The organism is Chitinophagales bacterium, assembly GCA_019694975.1.
Taxonomy (GTDB): Bacteria; Bacteroidota; Bacteroidia; order Chitinophagales; family UBA10324; genus JACCZZ01.
Window position 1 is genome coordinate 825,379 of the sequence record JAIBAY010000001.1, and the last position, 22,357, is coordinate 847,735.

Sequence of the window (22,357 nt, forward strand, 5' to 3'; positions counted from 1 at the left end):
CGGCATTTGATGGCTGACAGCACCAAAATGAAAAATCCATTTGTCGGGTTACGCGCGTTTGAGGAAAACGAGGACTATCTCTTTTTTGGAAGAAGCAATGAAATAAATGATTTGCTGAAGAAGTTTGCAGCAAGCCGCTTCCTGGCTGTCATCGGCTCTTCCGGCAGCGGCAAATCATCCCTGGTCAAGTCGGGTTTATTGCCGGCCGTTTACAGCGGGTTTCTGTCTGTGGGCACCAACTGGCGCGTTATCACTTTCCGGCCGGGTAATGATCCTATCGGGAATATGTCAAAAGAACTTGCGCGGGAAAGCGTTTTGTATGAAGACGTTGCTGCATCACGTATTCCTTATCAGCCGATCATCGAATCCACCTTGCGGCGCAGCGGCGGCGGACTGATTCAGGCATACCGGCAGGCACACCTGGCGCCGACGGAAAACCTGCTCGTGGTGATTGATCAGTTTGAAGAACTCTTCCGCTTCAGCCGGTATGAAGCTGAAGCCAATGACGGGAAAAGTGATGCACTGAATTTTGTCAATCTCCTGCTGACTGCCACGCAACAGCAGGATTTCCCCGTTTATGTGCTGCTGACGATGCGCTCTGATTTCCTCGGCGACTGTGCGCAGTTCCGCGGTCTGCCTGAAGCCATCAATGCAGGTCAATACCTCGTGCCACGCATGACGCGCGAAGAAATCCGCGAGGCTATCACCGGCCCGGTTGCCGTCAGTGGTGCGCAAATCGCTCCGCGTCTCGTTACGCGCGTGCTGAATGACATCGGTAATAATCTTGACCAGTTGCCGATCCTGCAGCATGCCATGATGCGTACATGGGATAACTGGTATAGAAAAAAACAACCTGCCGTTCCCATTGATATCGCGGATTATGAACAGATCGGTACCATGGACAAGGCACTGTCGCAACATGCGGAAGAGGCCTTTGCCGAATTAAAAACAGAAAAGCAGCAACACACCTGTGAGCTGATGTTTAAAGCGCTCACCGATAAGGCAGCCGACGTGCGCGGCACGCGCAGGCCGACGAGCGTGGAAGATCTCAGTGTACTGAGCAATGCCGGCGCAGAACAGGTAATAGATATTGTTGAAGTGTTCAGAAAACCGGGACGTACCTTTTTAATGCCGCCGCCGGATGTTCCGCTAACTGAAAAATCTATCATAGACATCTCGCATGAGAGCATCATGCGGGTGTGGGAACGATTGTCAAAATGGACTGATGAAGAGGCGATGAATGCGGAGGTTTACCTGCGGCTGTCGGCAGCGGCACAATTGTATGAACAGGGAAAAACAGACCTCTGGCGCAACCCGGAGCTCGATATTGGTCTGAAGTGGTATAAGACGAATCAACCCACGGCGCTGTGGGCGGAGCGTTATGACAATAACTTCGCGAAAGCAAAAGCCTTTCTGTTTAAGAGTGAGGAAGAAGCCATTGCGCTGCAGAAAGCGAAAGAGCGCGCTGCCCGTAACAGGCGCCGCATTGCCGCCGGAGCCATCATCATCCTGGCACTCTTCTCCGCCACTGCCTTATGGCTTTGGCTGCAGGCAGACGCTGCCAGGAACAGGGCGGAGATCGCTCAGCAGGCGACCGTTGTGGCGCTCGATTCTGCAGAGGTGAGAAAGACAAGAGCGGATACACAGAAAGAAATAGCCGTAGCAGCAAAGCTGAAAGCAGATACTGCCAAAATAGTGGCCGACTCACTGAGGCTTGTAGCAGAAGAGCAGACAAAGATCGCCAACGCCGAGAAAAGCAGAGCGGTGATACTAAAAAACAAAGCAGACAGCCTGCTGCAGGAGACCTTAAAACAAAACCGCCGCATCGCCGCATCAGAGTATCAGAAGTTGATACGCGAAGGGCCAACCGATGCGGATTCCATCAACCATGGATGGAACTATAATTATTACTCTTACTGGTGGCATCTCGTAAATCTGCAACAAGACCCGGGCAACAAAGCGGATGTCCGCAATAATGAACTCTACGACAAACTCTATTACAGCCTCGTGCTGGGTAATTACAAAAATGACAGCAAGAAGAAAAACAAAGATTTCGTGATGGATAAAATCAGTGACGGTGGCCCGACCGGCTACCTGCCTGATGCCTGTTCACTTGGAAATGGTCATGCCGTAACTATCAGCAACGACAAGCTCAGGGTGCAATACAACAATTCGTATCAGCTCTTGCCGCGCAGGATCAGCGCGCTTGACGCCGACAGTACTGATCTGATGCTGCTGATCGCCACAGAAGATAATGTGCTCACGGTTGAAAAACTCAACAATGCATTGGAGCCCGTCAGCACCTACAAAATTCCCATGGGCGGACAGGTAACGGCGGTAGATTACGATGCCGGCAGCGACGTGATTTTTTTCGGTTTGCTAACTGGTGAAATCGGTTATATCAATTTCATGAAAGACAGCAGGAATCAACCGGTCTATAAAAATCAGCTCGACTCGAAAGTTACCGCCATCGATTTTTTTATCCGCGAAAAAAACCAGGCCTGTTGCCTGCTGGCTACGAGTATAAGGGGCAAAGCCATCGTGTATGAGCTGGGCGCATCACCGGCGCTGCTGACTACCTACCTGAGAGCTAACAAAGAACTCACCGGCATTGAATTACCGGAAAACATCGGTGATATCAGGAGCGCAAGGTACCTTGCATCAGCGAGCCGGGTTGAACTGCTGACCACAAAAAACAGCACGTACCGGTGGAACCCGTTTGTGGATGAATTACTGAAAGAACTGCAGGCGCAACTGGATACCGCTGTGCTTTCCAACACAACCAAAAACAATAAATATTACTGATGAAGCTCTACAGGCTGTTGTTTTTCTTATTGGTTATTGCAGGATGGCACGGTACCGCACTGGCAGCATGCACCATGTCAGTAAGCGGTGTGAAGTCTAATATTACCTGCAACGGAGCAGCCGATGGAGCAGTTGATGTTTCCGTCACAGGAGCAGTAGGAACAGTGACATATGAATGGAATGACGGCGCAACAACAGAAGACAGGACCGGCCTCTCACCCGGCACTTACACCATCACCGTAACGGATGACAATTGTTCCCGGCAGAAAACATTTAACATCACAGAGCCTTCCGCACTCAGCATCAGCAGCATCGTGAACAATGCCACCACACCCGGCGGTTCAGATGGTTCCATCACTTTAACGGTTTCAGGTGGAACCCAACCTTACGATTTTCTCTGGAATACAGGCGCTGTAACACAGGACCTGAGCAATTTGCCGGCAGGCACCTATGCCGTAATTATTACGGATAAGAACGATTGTGCGCTTGCTGATACATTCTCTGTATTCGATGCCTCCTGCCAGATACAGGTATTTCCTTCCTCGCCTTCCATTTGCGAAGGCAGCAGCAGCGGTGTGCAGCTGATCGTTACTTCATTTGGTGCAACCGGCTACGACTGGTCTCCTTCAACAGGATTATCGGCTACAACCGGTGCTTCTGTGGTAGCAACGCCCGATTCCACGCAAACCTATACGGTTACTGCTAATAATCTCAGCGACTGTTCCGCCAGCATCACCGTGGTAGTGAACCCTGTGCCCGTAGTGAATCAGATTGCTGATACGGCCTACTGCAATGGCGTTGCCGCAAAGATCATCAAGTTCAGCAGCGCTACAGCCGGTGCTGCGTTTCATTGGACCAGCGACCGGAATATCGGCTTCGGCACATCAGGCGACAATAACAATATATCCTACACCGCAACAAATGGTGGCAATGAAACAGATACCGCTACCATAACAGTCTATGCAACTGCGAATGACTGCCAGGGCCCGGGCATGCAGTTTAAAATAATGGTACATCCGACTCCCTTACTCGATTCCATTGCCAACATTACGTATTGCAATGGCGAAAACAGTCCGGGAGTGATGTTCACCAGCAATGTTACCGGTTCCACCTTTCAATGGACGAGCTCACAGGATGTAGGATTTGGTAACAGCGGCAATGGCAATATCGGTGCTTTTGTAGCTGCGAACAGCGGTAACATTACCAAGACAGCCACGATCAAGGTGGTGGTGACGGCCAATGGCTGTAAAAGCGCCAAACCGCAGGCAGACTTCTCCATCAACGTGGAACCGTCACCGCTCATGATTGCTGTTCCCAACAAGATCTACTGTAATGGAGAAACGATCAGTGGCATCACTTTCAGCAGCAATCCTGCCGGTGATGAGTTTCACTGGACCAGCAGCCTCAATATCGGCTTTGGCATCAGCGGCGTAGGTAATATCCCGGGCTTTGTGGTACTGAATGCCGACACCGTCACGGTTACAGACACCGTTAAAGTGTATGCAACAAAAGCCGGTTGTGACGGTCCGGTTTCCATCTTTATTATCTCCGTCGTTCCCACACCGTACTTCACCAGCCCAACCATCAAAAATGTCTGCAACGGAGTTCCATTCACTTATCAGGCGACTGCCAACATCAACACTTCCTTCAGCTGGACAAGGCCATTGGTAACTGGCATCAGCAACAGCGCGGCTTCCGGTAACGGCAGCTTCATCAGCGAGACGCTGAACAACACCACGAATCATGATGTCGTGGTCGGTTATAATTTCCAAATGAATACCGGCGGCAGTTGTATCAGCTACGATACATTGCTGGTAACGGTAACGCCTACTGCCTCCGTAAGCAGTTCATTGACTGAATCCGTTTGTGATGATGCGCCTTTTGTTTATCTCGCCACGAGTGAAACTCCTGGTACGATCTTCAGCTGGAGCAGAGCCGCTGTGCCGGGCATCAGTAATCTGGCATCGTCTGATACCAGTAACCTCATCAATGAATCACTCGACAATACCACAGCGAATAACATTACCGTAACCTACACTTTCACGGTAGGTGCCGGCGGCTGCCCTGCCACCAATCAGCAGCTGAATGTTACCGTGAAAGCCACACCGGAACTCACCGACTCCGTGCTTTTCTATTCCATTTGCAACGATGCGGTTTTCTCCACCACACTTTCTTCCGCCACCGCTAACACCACTTTCTCCTGGGAAAGGCCTGCTGTGCCGGGCATCATTCCTGAATCTAACCAGGATGAGAGCATCATCATCAGCGAGTCGCTGCAGGACACAACATCCAACCCTGTCACCACTTTGTACATCGTTACGCTATCGCATGAAAACTGCGAAAACATCAGCTTACTCTTCGTCACCGTAAATCCAGTATTGCGCTTATCATCAGACACTGCCTTCACTATTTGCGACAGCATACCGTTTGTTTACCAGGCCGAGAGCGCAACGGTTGGCACCACATTCAGCTGGACCAGGGCATTGACACCTGGCATCAGCAATGCCGCTGCTTCCGGCAATAGCAACCTGATTAATGAAACACTGACCAATACCACCAACCTGCCGGTGGATGTTACTTACCTTTTCACACTTACCATTGACACCTGCTTTTATGTGCAGCCGATTCATGTCACTGTTAATCCTTCGCCGAAAGTGGATGCCGTTGCGAATAAGAATTATTGTAACGATGTGGCTGTTGCCGGCATACAGTTCAGCAGTAATGTCGCCGGCGCAACCTTCTCATGGACGAGCACACAGGACATCGGCTTTGGCACCAGCGGCAGCGGTGACATTCCCGCCTTTGTTGCAATGAATGCAGGCTTCACTCCAATCGTAGATACTATTGCAGTGTATGCCAGCGCCTATCTGTGTGACGGCCCGTTGTCCTTTTTTACCATTACCATTAACCCCACGCCGGTGCTGAACAGCTATACTGATACCACACTCTGCAACAATGTGCTTTACGTTTACCAGGCAGGCAGCCCGACACCGGGCACTACCTTCAGCTGGATCAGGCCGCATGTGGATGGCATTAATCCATTTGCCGGTTCGGGCACCAACAGCTTTATCAATGAGACACTGACCAATACAACCCAGGCGCCGATTACGATTAGCTATATTTTTTCACTGACCATTGATACCTGCACAAACCTGCAATACCTGCAGGTGACGGTGAACCCCACACCGGAAATGAGCAGCACGGCAGATACCGCCATCTGCGACGGAGTGCTCTTCCATTACCTCGCCACTGGTGCAACGAACGGCACGAACTTCAGCTGGAGCCGCGACAGCATTGCCGGCATCGCCAACGCTCCGGGTTTGGGCAACGACAGCCTCATTCATGAAACGCTGGATAACATCACCCTGGCACCGGTTACGGTGGCCTATGATTTCACATTAACGTATACCAATGTGGTCACTTGCGTGAACCATGCATTGCTCGAGGTAAAGGTGAACCCATCACCGCCATTGCCTTCTTTCACATCCCTGTCTCCTGATTCATTACCCATCACCGTTTGTGGCGGAGCCGCCAACATAAATTTCAATATCAATCAGCCACAGGGCGCTAATGGTGTCACCTATCTCTGGACAGCGACGCCCGGGGATGCAGCGGATATCGGCAACAGCAGCAACCCCAACACCGTGATCACATTTCACAACACGGCAGGCAAGGTTAAAATAAAAGTGTATGCGATGAACAGCGATTCATTAGGCGGATGCCCCGATTCTGTAGAGCAGGTGGTGAATGTGACGGCTAACCCGGATTCCATCTCCGCCCGAAAGATCATACTGAAACAGCCCGGTAACCTGCTGGTATATCCCGACAACTCCATGAATGCCGGAAGCGGTGAGCACAACTATCAATGGGGTTATGATGAGATCGTGGGCATTGATGCCGTTACGCTGGATACACTGCTCGGCCCTCCGCAGGAAATTGCAGGACAGGTGTACCAGTTTTTTGTTCCCGAAGAAAAATTCATCAACAGCTCCGGTACTGATGTTGCTACCGATAAATATTGTTTCTGGGTATTGCTGAAAAGAGGAGACTGCCAGAGCAAGGTGTATTACAACGGGCCCTATGCTCCGCCCGGAAAACTTGTGGATGAAGGCACGGATGCTTCTATCAGCGTTAAAGCATTTCCCAACCCTACAACCGGCAGCTTCCGCGTTTTGCTTTCGGGCAATATGTACGGAAGCATAGCAGCCAGGATGTACAACACATTGGGAGCCGTGGTCTTCAGCTCCGTTTTCATCAAAAACAATTATGAAAGCAGCGAATACTTTGAAGACCTGAACCTGCCGGACGGCATCTACCACCTTGAGCTGATCAGCACCGATGAACAACGGGCTGTTGCACGGATCGTGGTGGCCCAATAAATAAAAAGACGCATGAGAAATACATATATATTGCTGATCCTGCTGCTGATCCTGCCCGCCATCGCACGGTCACAGTCAAGCCATGCGAGGTCGGATACCGCTGTCATCAATGAGCTGCTCGGCTCCTGGAATGTGGGTTTGCATGAAGACGGAAGCGAAAGCGTGAATATCCGAAGCTTTAATAAGTTTAAAGAACTCTTCTGGCCCGGTGCTACCGTGGAGGATGAGATTGATGCGATCTTCAACCCTGCATCGACCGGTGATGCCGATCCGTATAAAACCACTGCCAAGAGTTTTGAATTTTATGCGCATGATCTCGCCCTGCATTTCCGGAATATGAAGACCGAAGCAACGGACATTACTTATGAACGAACCTTCACCGCCGCCGATTCCGTGATCAATGTGACACTCACCAAAACCACTTCCGGCGAAAAATGGCGGCAGTATGTATTCGATGCCGACTCAGGCTATGCATTGGCGATGCACCTGCTGCAGTATAAATATGAAGAGCATCCTGTTGAAACCGGTAAGGATGACACTGCTAAAATTGTTGCTGCCGTCAGTGCGGTGCGTGAAACCGGCAGCCCTGTCTATCACTTTGCTGCCAAACATACCATGCTGGTGCAGTTGCGGGTGAAACGGGATACGATGAAAATCAGCAGCATCAGCATCATCGCCACGGAATATGACAGTTGCACCAATGACCTCGACAATGATGGTGTGATTGATGAAGATGATTATTGTAAAGAGCAGCGCGGCGACCTTACCGCGCATGGCTGCACCGACAGCGACCTCGATCAGATTCCGGATACTGACGATGACTGCGATTACATTTATGGTGCAGCGGGCAACAACGGCTGCCCGTCTGATTTTTTTGTTTCCAACTTTGATTTCACGCCTTATGTAGGCTTTCAGTTAAATTCCACAAAGCTGAATATGCCCGACCCTGCATCAATGGGCTACAACCAGGTTGACCTGGATGAATCGCAACAGGGAACGATGTCCGATCCGGGACTCAGTATCAGCCCGGTAGTGGGCGCCGACCTATCTTATTACTTTGGCAAGCGAAAGAAAAATTTCGGTCTGTCCGTTGGTGCAAGTTATACCCGCTTCACTGCTTCGTATGAAGTGACTGCACCCGCCGTGTATGTTTTCCGGTCGAATGATGGCGTAACCGATTACCGCCGCATGGTGACGCTGGAGGCCGGCTCCAAAGAAGACCTCACGTACCGGATAGCCGACTTTCCTTTGTATTTCAAATACCGGAAAATAATACTGCCGAAAGACGCCACGCGTTTCTATAAGTGGGAGATAGAGTTTGCCGCCGGTCCTTCCTTCCTCCTGATGACCAACTCATCGCGTTACAACGCCACCGTTGATTTCGAAGGGTTATACCAGGTGGATACGCTCAGCCGTGATGGCTTTACCTACTACGATCACTTCGATCATGGCTCTACGTGGAATGTTTACATGACGGCCGACAGCATCAATGCGCAGTCGGAATCGCCGGGAGCACAGGCTGTGTTTGACATGCTGAACAAGAGCGGCTACGACTTCGCCGCCGGCAAGAAATACAGCGGCGAAACCAAAAATTTCAGCAGCAGCAATATTGCTTTTCATGCGAAGTTTGAGGCCTGCTATAACTTCAACGACAACGACCGGTTCGCCATCAAATTTGGCGGCAATGTAATGTATGCGCCGCTGTCTGATCAATCGACTGCCTACACCTTCGTGAATAATACAACCGACACCTATTCCTCCATCTATGAAGGCCGGGCCAAGTCAGGTTACTTTGCATTTGCTGTTATTGCGGGGCTGGTATTGCGGTGGTAAGTGCCGGCGCTCCGCAGGCGCATGGTTATCGGGTTGTTGAATAAGCTCAGGTTTCATTATCTAAAGAATTTCAAGGCGGGAAGATGAACTGTTATCGAACAATTCTTGTCTGAATGAAGTGCTTTCCCAACTTAGCTCATATCAGGCATTAAGATCAAGATCAGCGCTATCAAATTAGCCGGGACAAGATTCTAACAAACTTCCTAAATTTAGACTGCTATGCCAAAAAGCGAAACTGCCTGACGGCAAAAACTTCGCATATCTGCATTACGGAGTGCGAAAAAGCGAAAGATTGAGCGTGGAGGATATTCGACAATACCAGTGTTAGCGGTCATGCTATTGGGACAGTGCAACCATTTAACTTTACAATAGCCAAAGGCCACACATGAGTATCAGCAACTATACTCCCGCTATCATTCATCATGCAACTGAACCCATTATAGTAAAGCGATTGTGGAAGAATTATTACCCCAGGAAAAAAGCAAGTGTAAACCATTATAAGGACTAAAATCAACTTTGTAAATGAATAGCAGGATTATCTTCTAAAACTGTAAACTTTTTTCAGGACGAGTCAATGAATATTATTTGTTTGACAACTATCTTATTACTCTTGACTTTTGTTTCATTCGGACAAAGTGCAAAGTCTATCACTGAAATGTTCAAACGTGACAGCTTACCAATCTGCGTGAGTTACTCCCATGACGAACAAGTTTATTTCGGAGCTATTTATCATACCGACACAATAGAAGGCGAAGCACAAGATGTTTTTGAAAAAAACGCCAGTTATCAAAAGGACAGCTCTCTACTCCTGACAAAAGAGTTTGTAATGCAACATTTATTTCCCAAAAGCAAATATAGCTGCACCTTAGGTGGCAAGAATAATGATACGCCTGCTAAAGCATCAATTGAGGACTTCTTAAATTCTGATTTTTATGCAATCAGTTCACCGCTTACGACAAAAAGTTATTATGTGGTTTTGTATGAGCGAGTTTTTGCAATCAACGGCATTCCCGGTTCAGAAAAATATATCTGCACTCTTGACAAAAATGGAAAATATATTTCCCAAGTTTTAATTGCATCTTTTGTTTTTAGTGGAACAGGATTAAGTATTTCAGGAGCAAGAGTGCCCTGGTTTACGGACGAAAATGGTTGCATCAATAAAGACCTGACAATAAAGTTCGCTTCACAGGTTCACGGAGAGAAAAGATATAAGATCCAAGCAGACGGAAAAATAGTTGAAACAGAATGACAGTAAATCTGAGACATGATAACCAACTTCCATTGAACAGTTGTGCGAACTTTGAGCAGACGAACTACGAACAGACAGCAGCACGAACGCATAACAGCACATCTGCAATAGGCGGGGTTTCGTGCTCCGCAGACAGTTTTGTGGGTAAAGGAAGTCTGTTCTCCGGATAAGCTTTTGTGCTGAAAGTCCACCCATTGCAAATCTGAAAATGTAATGCGAAACCGCTAACGCTCCGATTGAACATTTTGCAGACATCAAAGTTTATCGCTCCGGACTTTTCGGCAAAGCCGTCTGGCTATCGCTCCTGCAAATTATGAAGCGCTGCAGGCCATGGCCCAAACCCATGCCATTGGCAGCACATTTTGTTTTGCCCCAACGCTCCAAGACACCACATCAATTATTTCTTTACCTTTGAACCATGTCTTTGCGACTGAAAAAGTATCTGTCTGTTTTTTTCCTGCTGTTGATTTTATTTCCAACAGTAACAGAGGCTGTTCACCAGTATAATCACCGCAACGATTTTCATTGCACCCAAAGAAGTGTCGTTCACTTTCATCCAATGGAGCATCATTGCTTCATTTGCGACTTTGTACCGGCGGCGGCAGATAAGCCCGCACTAAAAAATTCTGTTTCTTTCGTTACACACATTGTTCAAAATTATTTTCATTTCTATCAGGCGGTTTCCTTTGAACATAACAAGTTCAATTTTTCGCTGCGAGGTCCGCCAACTGTTTCCTGATTTCTTATTGTACTTTTTTTGTTACACGCATGGGTGAAGCCCGAGTGTGCGGCAGCATTTAACAAACAATCAGTTTAACAGCTAATCATAAGTAAAAATGAAAAAATTAATGCTCCTTATTGCTGTGTGTGCAGCAACCATCACCACCAGCTATGCCATTGGCAAAACTACACTCACGGGTAAAATCACCGACCACAAAACAGGTGAAGCATTGGCCGGGGTTTCAATTTATTTTCCTGATTTGAAAACGGGAACAACATCCGGTATTGACGGAACTTATAAAATTGAAAACCTTCCTCAGACAAAAGCATTGGTTCAGATAAGTTTCATTGGCTACAAACTCATAGCAGAACAAATAGATCTGGCTGCAATTACAACAAAAGATTTTGCATTGGATGAATCTGTTGCGGAGTTGAACGAAGTGGTTGTAACAGGACTTTCAAAATCGGCTGAGAAAAACAGAACACCAACTCCTATCACAACCATTTCATCCATCCAGCTCAAACAACTTTCCGCAACCAACATCATTGATGCAATTGCTACCCAGCCCGGAGTTTCACAGGTAACGACAGGTTCAGGAATTTCAAAACCTGTTATCCGCGGACTTGGTTACAACAGGGTGGTAGTTGTGAATGATGGTATTCGTCAGGAAGGACAGCAATGGGGAGATGAGCATGGCATTGAGATTGACGAATATGGCGTAAACCGTGTGGAGATCTTAAAAGGGCCGGCGAGCCTGGCTTATGGCAGTGATGCAATGGCAGGAGTTATCAATATGCTTCCTGCTCCAACTTTGCCCGATGGAAAAATTCAGGGAAACCTTTTAGCGAACTACCAAACCAACAACGGACAGATTGGCGGATCACTCAACCTTGCGGGAAATCAAAATGGTTTTATCTGGGATATCCGTTACTCAAACAAAATGGCTCATGCTTATCAGAACAAGTATGACGGCTATGTTTTCAATTCGGGTTACAAGGAAAATAATTTCGGAGGAATTCTCGGACTGAATAAATCATGGGGTTATGCTCATTTGCATTTCAGTCTTTACAATCTAACTCCCGGCATTGTTGAGGGAGAAAGAGACAGCGCGACAGGAAGCTTTATCAAACCCATTGCAGAAAACGACACAACAGAAGGAACGGCCATTGCCACCAGCACGGATTTTCATGATTACACTCCGTTTACTCCCTATCAGAAAATTCATCACTACAAGGCAGTGCTCAACAACAGTTTCATTTTAGGGGATGGAAGTTTGAAAGTGGTAATTGGCTGGCAACAGAATCAGCGACAGGAGTATGCAGACATTTTGGAAGAAGGACAATACGGACTTTACTTTTTCATGAACACCATCAACTATGATGTGCGTTATATTCTGCCGGATAAAAATAATCTCAACATTTCCTTCGGTGCAAACGGCATGTATCAGAACTCTCAAAACAAGGGAACAGAATTTCTCATCCCGGATTACAATCTTTTTGATATTGGTATTTTTGCCATTGCAAAAAAATCGTGGAAGAAATTAGATGTGAGCGGTGGCCTGCGTTACGACTCCCGGAACGAACACGGACAAGATTTATGGCTTGATTCAAACGGAGAGGAAACGGAAACGCCTGATGAAACTTCGTTGCATCAATTCTCACTTTTCAATTCAACCTATCAGGGAATTTCGGGAAGCATCGGAGCAGCTTATCAGTTCAATGAAAAAGTATTCACCAAGTTCAATGTGTCAAAAGGATTTCGTGCACCAAACATTGCCGAGATTTCTGCAAATGGAGTGCACGAAGGAACGGTGAATTACATCATCGGAGATCCTGCGCTCAAGCCCGAAAACAGTTTTCAACTGGATTATGCACTTGGCCTGAACGCTCATCATATAACAGCCGAAGCTGATTTATTCTATAACTACATCAATAGCTTCATCTATCTGCAAAAATTAAACAGCGTTAGTGGCGGTGACTCGCTTTCTGATGGATTCAGCACTTTCAAATACACTTCAGGCAATGCAAATCTTTTCGGAGGAGAAATTACAATAGACATTCATCCGCATCCATTGGACTGGCTGCACTTTGAAAACAGTTTTTCTTATGTGCAATCTGTGCAGCAGCATCAACCCGATTCCATGAAGTATTTGCCGTTTACTCCCGCTCCAAAATTTTCTTCTGAATTACGGGCAAACAAAAAGAAGCTGGGAAAATGGTTTAACAATGCTTACATGAAATTCGGATTGGATTATTACTTTGACCAAAATCATTTCTATGCAGCATTCGGAACAGAGACGGCAACGAAAGGTTATACCCTTTTGAATTTGGGCGTTGGAACAGATGTCGTTTCAAAATCACGAACATTATTTTCGCTCTACATCACGGCAAACAATCTGGCTGATGTTGCTTATCAAAGTCATTTGAGCCGTTTGAAATACGAAGCAGTAAATAATGTGACAGGTCGCACGGGCGTTTACAATATGGGACGAAATTTTTCCATTAAGCTGATAGTGCCGGTTGACTTCAAAAACTAAGCTCAGTGCTTATGCTTTCGCCCTTGCAAGCCGCATGAACCACCGCTTGAATCAAAACTTGTGAGCGAAGGCAAGCCTCCGGACACCGGCACTGCCAATGATTACCTTTGAAGCAATGAATGCAACCCGATTCGCAGAGGCATGTAGGCGGAATACAAACGGAATTGCTTTGTGGTGAGCGCAGCAGTATGCTGGCAACTTAGATGCTGTGCAATCCGCTCACCAGGTTATTACGAGGTTAACCGTTTTTCTATTTCGTTTTTTTTCAATTCATCTTTTGCCTTATTAAAAAAGGGTGTTCAAATGCGGGAAACGACGGTTGCGTTTACGGCTCTGCCCGTTTTCTATATTTGAACACCATTTTTCCTTTTATGAGCATCGCTCAGGCTGCTATTTGCAGTTCCCGGCGCCGTGGCTGCGACGACCAGTACCGGTGTGGGGTTGATGCCTCAAAAATGCAGCTGCCTGCTTAAACGGTGTGATAGTTCCTCTTGCAAGAACTTCACCCTTTATGTATTGCAGTCAGCATTCATTTTTGCGAGCTGATAATCATTGCTAATTATTGGGTTTCAGTTTTAGATTTGATTTTGGTTTTGGTTACAGTGGCGCCTTCTGTTTGAGCGGTAGTTTCGGTTGCTGTTTGATGCGTACCGCTTTTTTGATTGTAGTTGATGCGGTATGGTATTTCCTTCTTGATCACCGACAGCATCCGGTTAAGCAACTTGTGTAGTAGCAGGTAACCACTCGTCGGCATGGTCATACTCTTGCGATCGCTGATATAGGTCTGCAGGTGCACCTGCCAGTTCTTTTGTGGATGTCGATGCCGATAAATAAGTGCGGAGAGGAAGCATGGTGTGCTGGCTGCAATTCAGGATAAGTCACAATGCACTATAACAGTTCTGGTTTACACCAACTACTTATGAAAATCATCAAATTGGATGATTGACAAAAGGTTTCACGCAATTTATCTTTGATTAATATTCAACATACAGATTGCTGCATCTGTATTACGATATCGAACTGAGGCTTATCATTTTACCATTTTTGTTTCTATTGCCTCAGGGAATCATAATTAATATTTATTTATCTCATTATATAATGTTCTATGAAGAAGGGCATATTTCTTTTCATTGTATTGATTTTCGTATGCAGGAATTTGATACATGGCCAGCTATCGAATTCACCGAATGTATCCATCATTCCTCCTTCACCAACGGCATCAGCACTTGGGAAGTATGCAGATGTGCCGGTTTCACTAAGTACCGGCATACCTCAAATCAGTGTACCGGTTTACACCATACAGTCTAATGGCCTGCAGGTGCCTGTTTCACTTAGCTACCATGCCGGAGGTATTAAGGTAGAAGACATCGCATCCTATGTCGGTTTAGGCTGGAGTCTTTTGGCAGGCGGAATGATAAGCCGTACGGTGATTGGCAAGCCCGATGAGCAACCGAATGTCGGGTACTTAAGTACCCATGCCCTTCTTCCTGCAGATCACCTTCTGAGTAACTACGTAGAAGATGAGTTTAACATGATGGTGAATATCGCTTACTGGAAAACACTGGATAGTGAACCGGATGAGTTCTATTATAACTTCAATGGACATTCCGGGAAGTTCGTACTCAGCGGAATTGATGATGAAGGTTTTGTGATCCCTCATCTGATCCCTTATTCAAACATAAAAATTATTGCCGGCGCCGGGCTTGCCAGCTTTGAAGCAATTACCGAAGATGGCACGAAGTATATTTTTGGCAGATATGATCCTGCATACCTTATTGATCCTGAATTTGATTCCACGCAAAGCGCTGATCCGATTGAAAAAACCATCGCTGAATCAACTTGCTGCGGGCAATCATCGTTTACACCTCTGTTTAACTCAAGCTGGCTTCTTACCACCATTATCAGTGCAGCCGGTGATGTAATTAATTTTGAGTATGAACCCTACTATGAAAGTTATTGGTCCGGCACTTCTGAGACGCAAGTGACACCCAATACCACATTGACTTTATGCGAAGAAAGCTTTTGTGACTGCTATTCTTATATTGATGTATTGGGGTATCGCTTAAAATCAATCCGTTCCGGGAATTGTATCGTTGAATTTAAAAATGAATTTAACCGCGATGACCTGACTGACAGCAAAGCACTGAGCAAAATTGAAATCAACAGCGTTGAATACCTTAATCATGAAGAAGTGGTACAGTATCAAAAAGGATTCAATCTTTCCTATGATTATTATGTTGGAACAGGTAGTACCACAATGCCAGACGCCAAGAAAAGACTACGGCTTACAGCGGTTACAGAAGAAAGTAAGGAAGGAACATTATTGCCTCCCACAAAAATGATTTATAATGAAACGCCGATTGCCATTAGAGATTCCAAAGGGCAGGATTATTGGAGTTATTATAATGGCAAAAATTCCAACCAAACACTGATTCCAGCTGAAGAGGAAGATTGCTTTTTGTTTGATGATACCAGGTCTACGGTTCCTGAATTTACTCAGGCCGGAATTATAACGGAGATTCAATATCCAACCGGCGGATCGCTTGAATTTGAATATGAAGTAAATGATTATGGAGAAAGCAGCACCGGCGCAATCGTAAATGACTATGAAAAGGAGAATACCTCAGCATTTGCCTACGTAGCAACAGATGCGACAACCAGTAAAGTTGTTCAATTTTCAATTGACCATGATCAATATGCGGAGATGGTTATTGATTACACCTACCCATGTAATTGCGATATTTTTTATCAGATTAAGAAGGTGGAGACCAACCAGGAGATAACGGCTAATAAAGGTACCAGTTGCAACTACCTTACGGCAGGAAATTATACCATTGAAGCTCAGATAACGGGCAATGTAAATTTTCATCACTACATATCCGTGCATATTAACTTCAGGAAATTTACAGGAACGGTGCTAAAAAGCAAGCTTGCGAGCGGTTTGCGTATTAAGTCTATAACATCGAGAGCTACTGCCGGCACTACGGATATCTCAGATCAGGTTATTCAATATCGCTATCAACTTTCTTCAGATGCTGAACGGTCAAGCGGTGTGCTGATTTCGAAAATGAAGATGGAATACCCCTTTACCTCATTTGCTTATGATGAGATCGGATATAGAACAGAATGTAATTTTCTGAACAGGTCTTCTATCAGTCATGCTGCCATATCAAGTGCAAATGGGAACATTGTCAGCTACCGTGAAGTAAAAGTGATACAGGGCGCCAGCATTACGGGAGCAGCAGTAGAGAATGGAGAATACGGATATACCCTTCATAAGTTCAGTTATTCGCCCAACAATGGTGATTTCATATTCCCATTTGCCATGCCACTGTCACCGGATTGGAAAAGAGGGCTTGAGCTGGAACAAAGTGAGTATGATAAAAACAATGTCCTAGTTGCAAAAACTACTAATGAATGGGATGTGGATGATCAGGTGAATAACTATTCAGAGGTATGGGGAATTAAGGTGAGTCAGAATCAATCAGATCCTTCCACAGGACCGACATTCAACAATGGGGCTCCACAAAATTTGTTTGCTGCAGAAGCTTATCTATACGTGAGTCAATGGATCCGGTTATCCAAGTCAACTCAAGTAAGCTATTTCTACGATGGTTCAAGCGTATCCAATACCACCAATTACTACTATGACAATCCGGCACATACGCAACTCACAAGAAAGGTAACTACCCGATCGGACGGTATTACAGAAGTAATTTTGAAAAGGTTTCCGCTTGATTACAACATAAGCGGTTACACCGGTAGTGATCCCATGCTGATTAGTTTAGATACTATGATTAACCGGAAACGAATGATCAATAATGTAATTGAAGAACTCACCTGTATTTTCAAGAATAAGAGCACTATAAAATCAACCAATATCAATGGCAGCATTAAACCGATGGGTAGCATTTTGAATGGCAGTATCATTAACAGCAGCGCTAATTCTACCTGGGTAATTCAGAACGGCGCTAAGGGTATAGTAGCGCAGGACACCTTAATTGTTAGCGGATCATTATTCAGGTATCGGATGGACGGTCAAAATGTGGTTATGGATACAGTCTTTAGGCTTGACCTGAAGGAACCGGCACTTATGTCTTCATTTACATTATCGAAATCATCAAACAATACCTTCAGGCACGATGCAAGGTATCGTAGCACACAAAAGTTTGATTACTATAATGAAAAAGCACAGCCCATCGAGTTTCATGAACCTTATGGTAAAGCAACGGCTGTTATATATGAAAGCAAATCCGGCATGGTGAGTGCGGTTTTCAATAATGCCCCTATTTCATCCGTTGCTTATACAGGATTTGAAAATGACAACCAGAGTCAGTTTGTATTTTCACTAGCGAATGTGGGCATAGAAAATGTTTCCGGTCCTGTTACAAGAACCATTGCAGGAAACAGGTATTACAAAGCCGGCACTGTATCGCTGGCGGTTTCATTGCCGGGAAAGTACGTGTTTAGTTATTGGGCTACAGCAACAGTTAGTTTAACAGGAAATGAATTTACGGTTATCAGGAGTTATGCCGGAGAAACGATTTATGGATTTACCTTTTATGAATATATTGTTGCATTCAATAATCCGGGTACCATTGCAATTAGCTGCGGAGGTGCAATGGACGAGCTGCGTTTTTATCCGCACGAAGCAACAGTGACATCCTACAGCTATAGTCCTGCCGGCGCAATTTCAGAAATACTTGATGAGAATAACTATTTGAGTTACTTTAAATATGATGGGTATAGCAGGCTTCAATATGCTGAAGATCATTTTGGCAATGGAATAAATTATACAGACTATCATTATAGATCCTCAAATAATCCATCAGATCAAAACTATGTTCGAACGGAAGTGGCTACTGTTCCGGGCTTATCAGCATCCTCACTGGCCACCGCCACGTTGCCTTCTGCACAAAGCCGGCGTTCCTTTACATTTGTTGATGGATTGGCAAGGCCAATACAGCAACTGAAGGTTGGTCAGAGTCCTTCGGGAAAGGATGTGGTTACCCATCTGGAATATGATGCTTATGGCAGACAACCTAAGACTTACCTGCCATTTACTACTTCACAATCACCGGGACAATACAAGAGTAATGCAAAAGCAGATCAACTGAATTTTTATTCAGCCGGTTTGGAATGCGAGCAAACAGCTTTCCCGTATAAGGAAACTTCGTATGAAAATACACCCGCCGGAAGAACCAGGAAGGAAGCAAATCCAGGTGAAACCTGGAAACTTGGCAACCATAATATTGGGTATAACTATCGGGGCAACTACGCTAACGAAGTCAGGCTTTTTACTACAAATGCCGGTGTTGCCGGATGGAAGGGCACAACATTTTATGCAGCCGGCACCTTAACAGTTACTGAAACAACGGATGAAAATGAGAATCTGCAAATCACTTATTTTGATAATAAAGGACGGGTTGTGCTGGAGAAGCGTCCCAGGAATGTGAGTACAGGTGGCGGCCAGAAAGAATTTATTTTCACCAGTACCTACTTTATATATGATGACATTGGCAGGTTGGTTGTAGTCATTTCACCGGAAGGTTTTAATCAGTTGGTGTATGAAGGCAATTTTTCAGTTAGTGCTTCCTATGATCATTGGAATTATTTCTATAACTATAATAAGCGAGGATTTATTAGTGCAAAGAAATTACCGGGCATTGACTGGAGTTACATTGTTTATGATCAATTGAACCGGGCAGCACTGACTCAAGATCCTAACCAGTCTATTTCGGGCAACTGGTCCTATCAGAAATTTGATGTATCAGGAAGATCCATCATTACCGGCCTGGTAACTTTAGCTGGGAAAACACCTTCTCAGCTGCAGGATGAGCTTTGGCTTTCCACAGCGGTTTGCAGCGAGTCAAGAAGTGAATCTGTTGATGGATATACCAATCTGTCCTTTCCGACCACATCATTGGAAAAACTTACACTGGTCTATTACGACGACTATGATTTCAACAGAGATGGCAATGCAGATTTTTCGCCGGTTAGCGGTAACGTGGCAAGGGCTAGAAACAGGACTACCGGGATTTATACAAAAGTGTTGGGAAGCATGCCGGAACTGTTTGAAAAACTTGATTATTTCTATGACTACAAGGGAAGAGTAGTGGAAACAAATGGAAGTAACCATGAAGGAAAGGAAGAAACTGAGTTATTCACTTACAATTTTGAAGGTGCCGTACTTGAAAGCAACCGAATTCATCACTTCACATATTATCCTCCCGGAGGAGGTCTTGGATATAGTGCAGACCTCATCCGAAAAGTGCGAAATGAGTATGATCATGCAGCCCGGCTAAAAAATACCTGGTTCCAGGTAGATGAACAGCCGGAAATTTGGACAAGCAGCAATACTTATAATGAGCTTAGTCAGCTTTTAACGCTAAGACTGCATAACAGGATATCCGGCACCGGAAACATACCTGTGCAAAAGGCAGCACAGACCCTGAATTTCCGGTATAATGTACGTGGCTGGCTCACTTCAATAAACGATCTGGAAGATGTAAAAGAGCGTGGTGACTATTGGGGAATGGAGCTGCATTATGATGATGGTTACCCTTTGATTAGCGCACCTTCACAGTTTTCGGGAAATGTTTCATGGATGGCCTGGAAGAGCAGTATGGACGAAGCTACCCGTGTTTACGGCTATACCTATGATCCGATTAACCGTTTGCAGAAGGCGGTGTATGCTACTCTTGCCGGTCCTGGAATTACTGAAGCGGATCAGTACACAGTTGATGAACTGAGCTATGATGACAATGGCAATATAAAAACCATGCGTGTTCATGGAGCACTGACCTATGATGAGGAAACAGAAGTATTTACTTATGGAGTAAATGATGATTTATCGTACACCTATAACGGCAATCAGCTTGTTGCGGTGTCTGATGCCGGTTCTTTGGTGGCATGGAACAATAGTAGTGATTTCAAAGATATTGCCAATGCCACCGACTATAGTTATGATGGGAATGGTAACCTGGTTGCTGATGCAAATAAAACGATTACTGTAAACTACAATCATCTAAACCTGCCTTCGCTCATACATAAACCCTCGGAGGAATTGAAAATTACCTATTCATCAGATGGCATAAAACAGAAGGAAGAAATCACAGAAAACCTTCAACAGAAAACAACCGGCTACTTCGGAGATATTATCCACGAAAACGGTAAACCCGGACGTATTCTTTTCGATAACGGCTATTTGTTGCTTGATACGCTTGGTAACTGGAAGCCTTACTATTTTATCAAAGATCACCTCGGTAATGTAAGAGTGGTTTTTAAGGGCGATGACATTGACTGGGTAACAAGTAAGTTGACATTTGAACTGAACGCAGATGAAGAGGGCACTGAGTTTCCAAAATTTACCCATGTAAGCGCAGTACGAGACAATGAAATAGCCTTGCAGGGGGAATCATCAGGAAAGCTTAACAATACAGAGGGGCCTTATACTGAGATCCCCGTAAATTCAGGAGATACATTAGAAGTGTCGCTTTACTATTTCTATGCGGAAGAGCACCAGCAAAAGGCATCTCCGGCAAAAACAGACAGGGAGCATCCGTTACCTGCTGCGCTAAATTTAGAACTGAAACCATGGACGATAAAACCTCCTCCCAACGATTTGCACTATACACTCAATAAACCGGTGTATGGCTTACAGTTGAATATTGTAGGTCTGTTTGAAGCATTTTACACTAAGAAGCGGAATCCGGGATCGGCGTCGCCGAACGATTTGACCAGTGATACACCGGAAGCCTACCTTGAATTGTCTTTGCGTGATACCTCAGGTGAAGAGGTTAATCAATGGCGTCTTGAAGTAGACAATGCCAATAGCTGGACCCGCCTGACAGATTCCATTGGAATTCATGTGCCTGATACGCTGCAGCAATACACACTGAGGGTGTCATTGCATAATGAAAGTGAGTGTGATACCTGGTTTGATACCTTATTCTTAAAACTCGGCCAGACCGGCAATCCTATAATCCAGGTTAATCACTATTATCCTTATGGTAACATCATTGCAGACATAAGCTGGCAGGAGGAAAATTCTGATACAAACAATTATCTTTATAACGGTAAGGAGTTTCATCGCTCTTTGAATTTGAATTGGTTTGATTATGGAGCGAGGTGGTATGATCCTCAGGTGGGGAGGTGGTGGGTGGTGGATCCGTTTGGGGAGATTGGTAAGTCGTGGTCGATGTATAGTTATGTATTTGATAATCCGATAGTGCATACTGATCCGGATGGCAGATGGCCAGACCCACCAGTATTTGGTGGCAACCCACTTTATTATATGGCTGAAGGATTTAGGCAATATCTACAAGCTGGAGGAGCTATTGTGGATAAGGTCTTTTTTAGTTTAACAATTTCAAATACTCAACCTCTTTATAAGATTCATAAAACAGTCGGTTATTCAGAAGCTGAACTATCTACTACTCGCGAAGTAACGAATACGACGATCGCGAGAACGAATCTTGAAGAATTCTATTCACTGGCTTTAAACAATAAACCTGCTGTATCAATATACAAAGTGACAAATGAATCTTCAGTCTCCATTAGTAACAATATGATTGCAAAAACAACAGCAAACGGTATAGACCTCATAGTGAAAAATTCGACTTCCGTGAATCTTTTTGATGGAGAGGTTAAAAATGTTTCTTCAGTTATTGCTGGAAAAGCTGAAAATGGTGCATTTATCTCTTACAGCAATACAAAGGGGAGTGTAAAAACAGATGTTGGATTGCAGGGAAAAGTAGGATTTAGGTCGAAAGATTCGTCATTCACACTAAAAATGAAAGCAGGATTAACTATTTCAGACTCAAAAAAATAAC

At 45.3% G+C, this 22,357-nt stretch carries 8 protein-coding genes; 6 read left to right on the plus strand and 2 right to left on the minus strand.

All coding sequences use genetic code 11. The features are described 5' to 3' along the window. The first annotated feature begins 9 nt into the window (after positions 1–9). The 4 genes from K1X61_03175 to K1X61_03190 all read left to right on the plus strand — a co-directional run bounded on the left by K1X61_03175 (position 10) and on the right by K1X61_03190 (position 10,266). The gene (locus tag K1X61_03175) at positions 10–2,805 is read left to right on the plus strand and encodes a hypothetical protein (GenBank protein MBX7107629.1); all 2,796 of its coding nucleotides are present in this window, start codon (positions 10–12) and stop codon (positions 2,803–2,805) included. Continuing rightward, positions 2,805–7,184, plus strand: a complete 4,380-nt coding sequence (locus K1X61_03180; protein ID MBX7107630.1) for a T9SS type A sorting domain-containing protein — start codon at positions 2,805–2,807, stop codon at positions 7,182–7,184. The genes K1X61_03175 and K1X61_03180 overlap by 1 nt, the downstream gene beginning before the upstream one ends. Positions 7,185–7,196: 12 nt before the next feature. After that, positions 7,197–9,017 (plus strand): hypothetical protein, encoded by a 1,821-nt coding sequence (locus K1X61_03185; GenBank protein MBX7107631.1) that lies wholly within the window; start codon positions 7,197–7,199, stop codon positions 9,015–9,017. 589 nt (positions 9,018–9,606) lie between these two features. Next, positions 9,607–10,266: a hypothetical protein gene (locus K1X61_03190; protein MBX7107632.1), complete on the plus strand. Its 660-nt coding sequence runs from the start codon at positions 9,607–9,609 to the stop codon at positions 10,264–10,266. Between the two features lie 311 nt (positions 10,267–10,577). Here K1X61_03190 and K1X61_03195 read toward each other — a convergent pair whose 3' ends face one another. Then, positions 10,578–10,826, minus strand: coding sequence for a hypothetical protein (locus K1X61_03195; protein ID MBX7107633.1), 249 nt, complete (start codon positions 10,824–10,826; stop codon positions 10,578–10,580). A gap of 276 nt (positions 10,827–11,102) precedes the next feature. On the opposite strand from K1X61_03195, the gene K1X61_03200 reads away from it, so the two are divergent. After that, positions 11,103–13,523 (plus strand): TonB-dependent receptor, encoded by a 2,421-nt coding sequence (locus tag K1X61_03200; protein MBX7107634.1) that lies wholly within the window; start codon positions 11,103–11,105, stop codon positions 13,521–13,523. Between the two features lie 559 nt (positions 13,524–14,082). Here the strand turns inward: K1X61_03200 and K1X61_03205 are convergent. Further along, positions 14,083–14,319, minus strand: a complete 237-nt coding sequence (locus K1X61_03205; GenBank protein ID MBX7107635.1) for a hypothetical protein — start codon at positions 14,317–14,319, stop codon at positions 14,083–14,085. A gap of 309 nt (positions 14,320–14,628) precedes the next feature. Between K1X61_03205 and K1X61_03210 the strand changes: the two genes are divergently transcribed. Beyond that, on the plus strand, positions 14,629–22,356 hold the full coding sequence (locus K1X61_03210) for an RHS repeat-associated core domain-containing protein (GenBank protein MBX7107636.1): 7,728 nt from the start codon (positions 14,629–14,631) through the stop codon (positions 22,354–22,356). Position 22,357 lies beyond the last annotated feature (1 nt).

Excerpts from the sequence above, each read along its gene's own strand:
- K1X61_03185 (MBX7107631.1), top strand. The coding sequence starts at position 7,197 with ATGAGAAATACATATATATTGCTGATCCTGCTGCTGATCCTGCCCGCC.
- K1X61_03210 (MBX7107636.1), top strand. The coding sequence starts at position 14,629 with ATGAAGAAGGGCATATTTCTTTTCATTGTATTGATTTTCGTATGCAGG.
- K1X61_03200 (MBX7107634.1), top strand. The coding sequence starts at position 11,103 with ATGAAAAAATTAATGCTCCTTATTGCTGTGTGTGCAGCAACCATCACC.
- K1X61_03175 (MBX7107629.1), top strand. The coding sequence starts at position 10 with ATGGCTGACAGCACCAAAATGAAAAATCCATTTGTCGGGTTACGCGCG.
- K1X61_03180 (MBX7107630.1), top strand. The coding sequence starts at position 2,805 with ATGAAGCTCTACAGGCTGTTGTTTTTCTTATTGGTTATTGCAGGATGG.